We start from the raw sequence: 8,634 nt of genomic DNA on the forward strand, positions 1-8,634 counted from the left end.
CTCGAGCACCACAACGCTGGCTTGCCCGGCCAAGCGATAGGCCAGGGAGGCCCCCGCAATACCACCGCCGATGATGGCGAAATCGAAACATTCGCTGTCCTGCATACCGAAATCACTCCTGTCTCTGGGGATGGGGAAAAAAGTTTTCCCCTTATTTTTATAATTCTCAGATACGAGAAATGTAAGATATGAGAATTCCGCAGTCAACCCATTGCCTTGAGGTATTATTTCCAGCCCTTGTCTTGGCTCAGCCCCAGGCACCGTTTTTCGTACGACAGAGAAGTCTGCATGAGTTCCGATCGAGTCTCGTGTCCCACGGACCATCCCTTGATAGATCGCGCCCAGGTCGGTGCGCGCCTGCGTGTCATCCGCAAAAACCAGAAGTTGACGCTTAAACAACTGTCCGAGCGTTCGGGCGTGGCGCTGTCGACCTTGTCGAAGATGGAGCTGGCGCAAGTGTCGGTGAGTTACGAAAAACTCGCGGCCGCCGCTCGTGCCCTGAGTGTGGACATTGCCCAGCTTTTCAGTCCGGCCAAGGCGGGGGTCAGTGCTGTACAGCCCACGGTGGTCAGCACCGCCATCGACAGTGCGGCGGGTTACAGCACGGGCAATTACGAATATCACCCGATGGCGGGGGATTTCCCCGGACGCAGCATGACGCCCATGTACGCGCGGATCTGTGCGCGCGAACTGAATCAGTTCGAAGACTACATCCGTCACCCCGGACAAGAGTTCGCCGTCGTCCTTTCAGGTCGTGTGCGCATTCAATTCGAAACGGGTGAATCCCTCAGCATTGGCTGTCGAGAAACAGCCTATTTCAACAGCTCAATAGGTCATATTTATCTGGCGGAAGGCGAGGATGGCGCCGACGCTGAAGTGATGGTGGTGATGTCGGAGTATTGACGCTGAGGGGGCTGTCAGTTCCAGGTTGAACTCACATTCCAGCTCGAGATAGCGACTGCCATATTCCAAGGATGCCAGGAACTCCATTGCGCTCGTGCGGTGTGCTCAAGGCCGAACGGGCGCAGGATGTGGCGCCGAATGCCTGCCCCGTTTAAAGACGCCAGCCGCTGCGACCTTGAGTAACCGATGAAATCTCGGGCATTCTGCGTGGCTAGGGGCTGGACATGCGGCCGCATGCCGCAATCCCCGGCTCATCGCCTGTAGTTGCTTGACGGTCGCATCAATCTCATCCGCCTTGGCCAAAAGCACGTCTCTATCAACAACGGCCTTACCATTCGGGGAAAGCATGGCACGTATCTCGTCCAGTGAGAGACCGCCTGCCTGTCCGAGTGCGATAACAGCCAACTGCTCAACCACGGCAGACGCAAACTGGCGGCGAGCCCCGCGCGGGCTGACTGACGCGATCAAGCCTTTCTTCTCGTAGAAACGCAATGTGTGGGCAGGAACTCCCGTGCGTTTGACGACCTCAGTGATATCCATTTTCAGCCCATTGACTTGAAGTTGACTTCAACTTCTATCATGCAACGGCAAGATTAATTGGTCCATGAACAAGAGGTAGGTATGGCATCGCTGGAAGTGGTTGCACACGTTTTTCTGTTGGGGGTTGGCGCTACCGTCGTCATGGATTTGTGGATGTTCCTCATGAAGGCCTTTGGCGTTCCAACGCTGAATTTCGCTTTCGTCGGGCGCTGGGTAGGTCATGTATGCCAAGGCAAATTCGCTCATGCCAGCATTGGACAAGCGATGCCGGTGCGAGGTGAAGTGGTCCTGGGCTGGGTGGTGCACTACGCCACGGGAGTTGCTTTCGCGGTGTTACTGGCGTGCATTCAAGGCGTCGCCTGGCTGCAGGAACCAACTTTCCTGCCAGCAATCGCTTTGGGCGTGGCAACAGTGGCAGTCCCGCTTTTTGTTATACAGCCCGCCATGGGGGCAGGATTTGCATCCTCCAAGACGCCGACGCCGGCCAAGAACTGCATGCGCAGTTTAATAAATCATACCGTCTTTGGCGTTGGCCTCTACCTGTCCGCGGTGGTGATTGCCTTGGCTTCGAAGTGAGCAGGGTTTGAGTCTTGCTTGTCATGCAACCGACTGGCAGTAAATCCGCCAACACTTGAGTAAGTGACAGTATGTACATTCCTACCCAATGGTCCCAAACATTCAGTGGGGCGCCTATTGAACGACAAACTATCGGAGAGTCAGGAGCCGAGGTTTCTCGCATCCGCTGCATCAATGGGGAACACCTGTTCGTGAAGTCCGAGCCCATTGGCGTACACAGTGAGCTGCCGGAAGAGATTGAGCGTCTTCGTTGGATGAACCGGCTTGACCTGCCTGGGCCAACAGTTCTTGATGCTACGACAGAAAATAATCGCCATTGGTTACTCATGAGTGCCGTCCCTGGACATGATCTGGCCAGTGCCAACGATTTGTCTCCACCCCAAGTCATCAGCATCCTGGCGGCGGCACTACGTACTCTGCACCAGATGCCAATTGATACATGTCCCTTTGATCACCCCTTGGAGCAGCGCATAGCCGCCGCCAGGAGTCGAGTGAGTGCCGGGCTCGTTGACGAGGCAGACTTTGACGATGAGCGGCTGGGTCGGACCGCTGAGGGTGTTTTCGCAGAGATGCTGTCGACGCTCCCTGAAACCTGTGATCTTGCGGTCACCCACGGCGATGCCTGCCTACCGAATTTCATGGTCGAAGGAAGCAGCTTTACCGGCTACATCGACTGCGGCCGGCTAGGCATCAGTGACATCTATCAAGATCTTGCACTGGCTGTCCGAAGCATAGAGCGCAACCTTGGACAGGCATGGGTAGCGCCATTTTTTCGCGCCTATGGTGTAGAGCCAGATCAGCAACGTATAGCGTTTTACTGTTTGCTAGACGAGTTCTACTGATGAGCCGACTTCTCCTTGTCGGATGCGGAGCCCGATCAAGGCATCATAGAGCTCTTGCTGCCCAGCTGGCAGAACCGGGAGCAGCGTCGCGCGGCGTTTGTCGACATCGAACCAGGACTCGACCAGCCGTCCCACAAGATAGAGCGCCGCAAGGCATCCGCCAGCGGTTGCAACGTTCCCCTGCCATACCAGCGGCTGGTCCATGGGCTCCAGTTCTAGACCAAGCCTGCGTCGGTGGACAAACTGGCGGATGTCTTCATCGACGGTCAGTGACGCCGCTGGCGCTCACTGGTATTCATCATGCCGGCGCCACCAGGGCCCCGTTTCATTGCGCCCCTTGGGCGCGCGGTCGAGCCATTGGTACATGCCCCACAATCCGTCCAGGCCCCGGGCGTAGGTGGAGTAGGTGTGATAAATCTCGCCGTCCTCCAGCACGAACGTACTCAACCCCGGCCGGTCGCGGGTGTAGGTCGGCGCATCGGTGCCACAGGTCGCGGCGAACTGTTTCACCGGTTCCGGTATTTCACTGGCGTCCATGGCATGGCCGCCGCGCTGATAGTTGTACTCGACCTGCCCTTCACGCTGCTGCGCTTCGGTGAAGTAAACGTTGAAGTCGGCGGTGAAATCGCTGTCGGCGGCCGAGGCCCAGGGAAAGGTCCAGCCCATCCGACGTTTGTAGGCCTGCAGTTTCGCCAACGGCGCGCGGGATATCGCCATCAGGGTCACGTCGTGGTTCGCCAGGTGGATGACGACGGGGTCGAAACTATCGGCGATGGCTGAGCAGGACGGGCAGCCGGCCGTGTAGTCGGGCCCGAACATGAAGTGGTAGACCAGCAGTTGCGAGCGCCCTTGAAAGAGCTCGGCCAGGGTTGCGCCGCCGCTGTCGGTATCGAAACGGTACGTCTTGTCGAGGCGAACCCATGGCAATGCCTGGCGTTGCCTGGCGACTTCATCGCAGCGTCGGGTCAGGGCCTTTTCCGCTTCGAGCAGTTGCAAGCGTGCCGCCAGCCATTGTTCCCGGGTCGCGGTTTTGTGCGTGTTCATCGTTGTACGCTCCTGGTGAAAGGTCGTGATTTAGACTAAACCCGGGTATCGAATGATGGGAGTGACAAGCGTGGCGGGATTTCGATGGACTCGATGATCGCGGCCGCCGCCCAGGCGCTGGCGGCGGGCAATCCGCTGGGCGCACTGGACCGTGTGGCCTTGCGCGACGATGCGCCGGCGCTGGCCCTGCGCGGTATCGCCATGGCGCAACTGGGCGATCTGGTGCGGGCCCGGGCGCTGGTCAAGCGTGCGCAACGGGCCTTTGCGCCCAGGGAAGTGCTGGCCCGTGCCCGATGTGTGGTGGCCGAGGCCGAAATCGCCCTGGCTTCGCGGGAACTCGGCTGGCCGGTCAAGGCGCTCGAAACGGCGCGGGTCACCCTTGAACACCACGGTGACCGGGTCAATGCCGCCCATGCGCGGTATCTGCAAATCCGCCGGTTGCTGCTGATCGGGCAGCTCAACGAGGCGCAGCAGTTATTGGCCGAACTCGACCCCGACCCATTGCCGCCAGCCTTGCGGGCAACCCATGAACTGGTGCTGGCGGGGATCGCCATTCGCCGCCTGCAATCGCACGCGGCGCGGGAGGCGTTGAACAGGGCCGGGCAAGCTGCCAGTCAAGCGGGGATTGCCGCGCTGATGGCTGAGGTCGAACACGCTGCGCGCCTGCTCGATGCCCCGGCGGCGCGCCTGATTGCGCGGGGTGAAGTACGGCCGCTGTTGCTCGATGACGTTGAAGCGTTGTTCTGTTCAACGTCACTGGTGGTGGATGCCTGCCGGTACGTTGTGCACGGCTGTGGCATGTCGGTGTCGCTCGCTACAAGGCCGATCCTGTTCGTACTCGCCCGCACATTGGCCGAGGCGTGGCCCGCCGACGTTACGCGGGAAACGCTGATCGCCCGGGCGTTCCGTTTGAAACTCTCGGATGAATCCCATCGCGCACGGCTTCGCGTGGAAGTCGGCAGGCTGCGTCAAGCACTCAAGCCCTTGGCCGGCATCACCGCGACGGCTCGCGGTTTTGTCCTGCAATCACCGGTGTGTACACAGGTGGTGACACTGGCGCCGCCGGTCGAGGAAAAATTTGCCGCGGTATTTGCCTGCCTCGCCGATGGCGAGTCGTGGTCGAGCTCCGCCCTGGCATTGGCGCTGGGTACCAGCCAGCGCACGGTACAGCGGACACTCGAGACACTGGCGGAGGAGGGCAAGGTGCAATGGTTTGGCCGTGGCCGCGCGCGGCGCTGGATGACGCCGCCCGTGCCGGGATTCACGACGACCTTGTTACTCCCGGCGCCGCTGCCCGGTGGCTAGGATGAACGCCACCAACCCCAATGAGGAATGCCGGAATGAAACACGCAACTGCTGAAATCATTCGTGAATATGGCCCGTTTGCCGATGTCGACCATGTGTGCGGCGTCACTTGGGACGGCGAAAAGGTCTGGTTCGCATGCAACAATAAAATCAACGCCCTGGACCCGGAAAGTGGCAAGGTGCTGGGCTCGATCGATGTCGCTGCCCATGCCGGCACCGCGTTTGATGGCGTACACCTGTTCCAGATCGCCGAAGACCGCATCCACAAGATAGACCCCCGCACCGGTCGTATCCTCTCGACCATTCCTGCCCCCGGCGCAGGCACCGATTCGGGGCTGACCTGGGCCGAAGGGACGTTGTGGGTGGGCCAGTATCGCGAACGCAAGATCCACCAGATCGACCCCGAGACCGGCAAGATCCTGCGCACCATCGAATCCAACCGTTTCGTCACTGGTGTGACCTGGGTGGACGGCGCGCTGTGGCACGGTACGTGGGAAGGCGATGAAAGCGAGCTGCGCCGGATCGATCCGCAATCGGGCGAAGTGCTGCAAAGCCTGAAAATGCCCGAAGGCGTGGGCGTGTCGGGGCTTGAGTCCGATGGTGGCGAGCGGTTGTTCTGCGGTGGCGGCGATAGCGGCAAGGTGAGGGTGGTGCGTCGGCCTGCCTGAGGCACCGGTGTTGGATGTGCCGGCCCCTTCGCTGTGTAGGAGCGAGCTTGCTCGCGAAGGGGCCGTTAGCTTCAACATCAATGCTGACTGATACTCCGCTTTCGTCGGAACGCCGCCCGGAGCAAGCTCGCTCCTACACAGCGAAGGCGGCGTGTCAGGCGCCATCAATGTTGGATGTGCAGCCCCTTTCGAACCGCGCTGCGGGCTTAGTTTTTTTCCGTCCAGCCATGTTTTCTGCTGGTCGAAATCGGTCTAAAAGCCTGGTTGGCAATCGTGTCTGTTTTGCTATCCTCAACCTTGTAGGTGAAGACGCAGACTGATGCGCAAAAGGATAGCAAGGAGACGTGGGGCGCGTTCCGAAGGGTACACGGTTAGAAAGATCCCCGCGCTGGGATCCAGCCCTTATGCCGTGTGAAGCAGAAGAGTTCCATTACAGTTTCACGGCTCTTTTGTGGGAGGCCTGATAAACCTTGTAAGCCGGAGACCAGCGCCGGCCACCTACTTATTACATTCACCCACGAAGCCCGCCCAGTGCGGGCTTTTTAATGCCCGCAAGGTGGGTCCGGTCAGCGGCTCAGGGCGCGCCAAACAGCATCGTCCAGTAAACACCGTTGTCGCTGCGCGCGTTGGCGGCGTACGCGGCACCGACCTGGGTGAACATCGGGTTCATCAGGTTGGCGCAGTGCCCGGGGCTGGCGAGCCAGCCGGCCATGGCCTTGCTGGGTGAACCTTGCCCGGCGGCGATGTTTTCACCGATCTGCCGGCCACGGTAGCCGGCGGCCTTTGCACGGTCATAGGGCATGTCACCGTCGGGATCTTGATGCGCGAAATAATTGCCGTAGGCCATGTCCTTGCTGTGGCCTTGTGCTGCGGAGCCCAGGGCAGCACTCCAGGACAGCGGCCGTGCGGCGGCAAAACGCTGGCGACCGCAAAGTCGCGGCTTGGCCCGGGCCGCGTTGACCTGCGCCAGCAACGCCTGTGCGGCGCTGCGTGGATCGCTGGTTTGCCCGTCGAGTACCGGCTTGGCGAGTACCACTTGCCACTCGCTCCCGGCGCGGCTGACACCGATGTCGGCGTATTGGTTGTCGAGCAGTGCGGCGCAGTGCTCGTCCTGGAACATATCGAAGGCTTCTTCGGCATCCCGTGCACCCACCACGCGGATGGACCGCACCATGGTTGCCTGATAGCCGGAAGCCTTTAACCGGTCCCGCAACCCACCACCATAGCCAACGGGCAGGGCCAGGTTCGACTTGAGCTTCAGGGGTGATAAGCGTTGCGTCGGCCGCCGGTCGCAGCGTTGCGGATGGGCGCGATAGTCGTTGATGGCGTCTACCAGTTGCCGTTGCCCATCGGCGTGGGCGGGGCTTGCAAAAACCGGAAGCAGGGAAAACAGGCACAGCGAAGAAAAGCGCAAGGCAACGACAGTTTGGCGCATGGGACGGGCAACTCGGATGAGATGACGACGATAGGAGTGGGGAAAGCGCTGGGTATGACTGGTGACTCGACACAAGGTTCACGGCGGACAAACAGCTGCCTGTCGTCCAGCCGAGGCGTCCGACGAAGGGTAAGGCGTGGTGCGCCGTTTAAACGGGATCCTGGTCCTCGCTCGGTCGCAGCCTGAAACGACAGACATGCCCGCCGCGCACCATGCATTCGCTGTGTTCGACTTCACCGCCGCCCAGTGCGCCGATCAAGGCCAGGTCCAGTTCGCAGACCACCGGGTGGGCGGCGGCCAGGCGATGGAACACGCAGTTATGCGCGACGATTTCCGGGGTGCCTCCTGAGCGAAAAAACACCTCGGCTTCGTAGCCCGTCTGGTTCATGTGCTGCACGATCCTGGCTTCATCCACGACCTGTTGCTCCAGGTCCGAAGCCAGTTTTCGGCCCATGCTGCGCATCAGCGAGGCCAGGGCTTCAGGACCGATGATGCCCGCCACTTCATCAATCAATATGCTGGCCAGTAGCTGATAGTGGCGAGGGAACTGCTCCCGCGCGTGGTCGGTGAGCCGATACAGCTGCTCCGGACGCCGGCCCGTCGGACGGGTGTCGCCGCGCAGCACCAGAGCGTCACGCTCCAGCGCCGCCAGGTGTTGGCGGATCGCCGTGCGCGTGACGGCCAGGTGTTCAGCCAACTCGTCAATGCTCATGCCGCCCGCATGGTGCAGCAGTGCATTGAGCAGGTCCTGCTGTGTTCGGCCCAGTCCTTCCAGCATGGGATGCCCTCGCGCGATATCAGAACTTGTCAGGGAATTGCTTGACCAGCGCGGCGGTCAGCGCGTCGGCCAGGGCCAGGATGTGCGTGCGCATCATCGCCCAGGTACGGGCTTCGCCGGCGTAATCGTGGGCGGCAAACTCATCGATCTGGGCGACGTGGTGACCGCCATGGGCCGACAACATCGTCACCAGTGTCGCCTCAGGCAGATTGGGGTTCGCCGTAGCCAGAAACGCCGCAATCGCCTTGGCATTGCTGGTCAACTCGGTGACGGCAGCCTGCTTGCCCTTGGCGTCTTTCGCGACGGTGGCATCGCTGTAGTGTTTCACCGCGCCCCAGTGACCGGCAAGCAGCTTGAGCAGTTGATCCGCCGCCGGTTGGCCGTAGAGCGGGGCGATGCTGTTGGCGATTTTGGTCGCGTTGTCGACGACTTGGTCCGCCGCGACTTTGGCTTGCTTTTTGTCGGCGGATTGATTGGCCAGCGCGTAGTTTCTGATCCAGAAAATGTGTTCGACCCAAAGGTCACGCTCGGCCAGGCGCGTGG

Annotated in this window: 10 protein-coding genes and 1 pseudogene; 5 read left to right on the forward strand and 6 right to left on the reverse strand. The window is 60.7% G+C overall.

The window, feature by feature from the left end; genetic code table 11:
* Positions 1–288 precede the first annotated feature (288 nt).
* Positions 289–903, forward strand: coding sequence for a helix-turn-helix domain-containing protein (locus tag AC1DVH_RS22345; protein WP_477755646.1), 615 nt, complete (start codon positions 289–291; stop codon positions 901–903).
* Positions 904–1,008: 105 nt separating this feature from the next.
* Here AC1DVH_RS22345 and AC1DVH_RS22350 read toward each other — a convergent pair whose 3' ends face one another.
* Positions 1,009–1,443 (reverse strand): helix-turn-helix domain-containing protein, encoded by a 435-nt coding sequence (locus AC1DVH_RS22350; protein WP_477755647.1) that lies wholly within the window; start codon positions 1,441–1,443, stop codon positions 1,009–1,011.
* Positions 1,444–1,524: 81 nt separating this feature from the next.
* On the opposite strand from AC1DVH_RS22350, the gene AC1DVH_RS22355 reads away from it, so the two are divergent.
* Entirely contained in the window at positions 1,525–2,019 is a 495-nt protein-coding gene (locus AC1DVH_RS22355; protein ID WP_477755648.1) for a DUF2938 domain-containing protein, read from the forward strand.
* A 71-nt stretch (positions 2,020–2,090) separates the two neighbouring features.
* Positions 2,091–2,861 (forward strand): APH(3')-II family aminoglycoside O-phosphotransferase, encoded by a 771-nt coding sequence (locus tag AC1DVH_RS22360; protein WP_477755649.1) that lies wholly within the window; start codon positions 2,091–2,093, stop codon positions 2,859–2,861.
* On the opposite strand, the pseudogene AC1DVH_RS22365 reads toward AC1DVH_RS22360, so the two are convergent.
* Together AC1DVH_RS22365 and AC1DVH_RS22370 are read right to left on the reverse strand one after the other, a co-directional pair.
* Positions 2,844–3,080: pseudogene (locus AC1DVH_RS22365) on the reverse strand (DJ-1/PfpI family protein); the annotation flags it as partial. The gene AC1DVH_RS22360 and the pseudogene AC1DVH_RS22365 sit on opposite strands and share 18 nt — an antisense overlap.
* A 66-nt stretch (positions 3,081–3,146) precedes the next feature.
* Entirely contained in the window at positions 3,147–3,905 is a 759-nt protein-coding gene (locus tag AC1DVH_RS22370) for a DUF899 domain-containing protein (protein WP_477755650.1), read from the reverse strand.
* A gap of 84 nt (positions 3,906–3,989) precedes the next feature.
* Here AC1DVH_RS22370 and AC1DVH_RS22375 point away from each other — a divergent pair, with 84 nt between their 5' ends.
* Positions 3,990–5,210: a tetratricopeptide repeat protein gene (locus AC1DVH_RS22375; protein ID WP_477755651.1), complete on the forward strand. Its 1,221-nt coding sequence runs from the start codon at positions 3,990–3,992 to the stop codon at positions 5,208–5,210.
* 35 nt (positions 5,211–5,245) lie between these two features.
* The gene (locus AC1DVH_RS22380; RefSeq protein ID WP_477755652.1) at positions 5,246–5,878 is read left to right on the forward strand and encodes a Vgb family protein; all 633 of its coding nucleotides are present in this window, start codon (positions 5,246–5,248) and stop codon (positions 5,876–5,878) included.
* 574 nt (positions 5,879–6,452) lie between these two features.
* On the opposite strand, the gene AC1DVH_RS22385 is transcribed toward AC1DVH_RS22380, so the two are convergent.
* From AC1DVH_RS22385 to AC1DVH_RS22395, 3 genes are all read right to left on the reverse strand, one after another.
* Complete coding sequence (locus AC1DVH_RS22385; RefSeq protein WP_477755653.1) at positions 6,453–7,313, reverse strand: CAP domain-containing protein; 861 nt, start codon at positions 7,311–7,313, stop codon at positions 6,453–6,455.
* A gap of 148 nt (positions 7,314–7,461) precedes the next feature.
* The gene (locus AC1DVH_RS22390) at positions 7,462–8,091 is read right to left on the reverse strand and encodes a helix-turn-helix transcriptional regulator (protein ID WP_477755654.1); all 630 of its coding nucleotides are present in this window, start codon (positions 8,089–8,091) and stop codon (positions 7,462–7,464) included.
* 19 nt (positions 8,092–8,110) lie between these two features.
* Positions 8,111–8,634, reverse strand: a 524-nt coding sequence (locus AC1DVH_RS22395) for a hypothetical protein (RefSeq protein ID WP_477755655.1), incomplete at its 5' end; no start/stop codon positions are given.

The organism is Pseudomonas sp. P4_C3, from assembly GCF_056402075.1.

Excerpts from the sequence above, each read along its gene's own strand:
- AC1DVH_RS22345 (WP_477755646.1), top strand. The coding sequence starts at position 289 with ATGAGTTCCGATCGAGTCTCGTGTCCCACGGACCATCCCTTGATAGAT.
- AC1DVH_RS22350 (WP_477755647.1), bottom strand. The coding sequence starts at position 1,443 with ATGGATATCACTGAGGTCGTCAAACGCACGGGAGTTCCTGCCCACACA.
- AC1DVH_RS22355 (WP_477755648.1), top strand. The coding sequence starts at position 1,525 with ATGGCATCGCTGGAAGTGGTTGCACACGTTTTTCTGTTGGGGGTTGGC.
- AC1DVH_RS22360 (WP_477755649.1), top strand. The coding sequence starts at position 2,091 with ATGTACATTCCTACCCAATGGTCCCAAACATTCAGTGGGGCGCCTATT.
- AC1DVH_RS22370 (WP_477755650.1), bottom strand. The coding sequence starts at position 3,905 with ATGAACACGCACAAAACCGCGACCCGGGAACAATGGCTGGCGGCACGC.
- AC1DVH_RS22375 (WP_477755651.1), top strand. The coding sequence starts at position 3,990 with ATGGACTCGATGATCGCGGCCGCCGCCCAGGCGCTGGCGGCGGGCAAT.
- AC1DVH_RS22380 (WP_477755652.1), top strand. The coding sequence starts at position 5,246 with ATGAAACACGCAACTGCTGAAATCATTCGTGAATATGGCCCGTTTGCC.
- AC1DVH_RS22385 (WP_477755653.1), bottom strand. The coding sequence starts at position 7,313 with ATGCGCCAAACTGTCGTTGCCTTGCGCTTTTCTTCGCTGTGCCTGTTT.
- AC1DVH_RS22390 (WP_477755654.1), bottom strand. The coding sequence starts at position 8,091 with ATGCTGGAAGGACTGGGCCGAACACAGCAGGACCTGCTCAATGCACTG.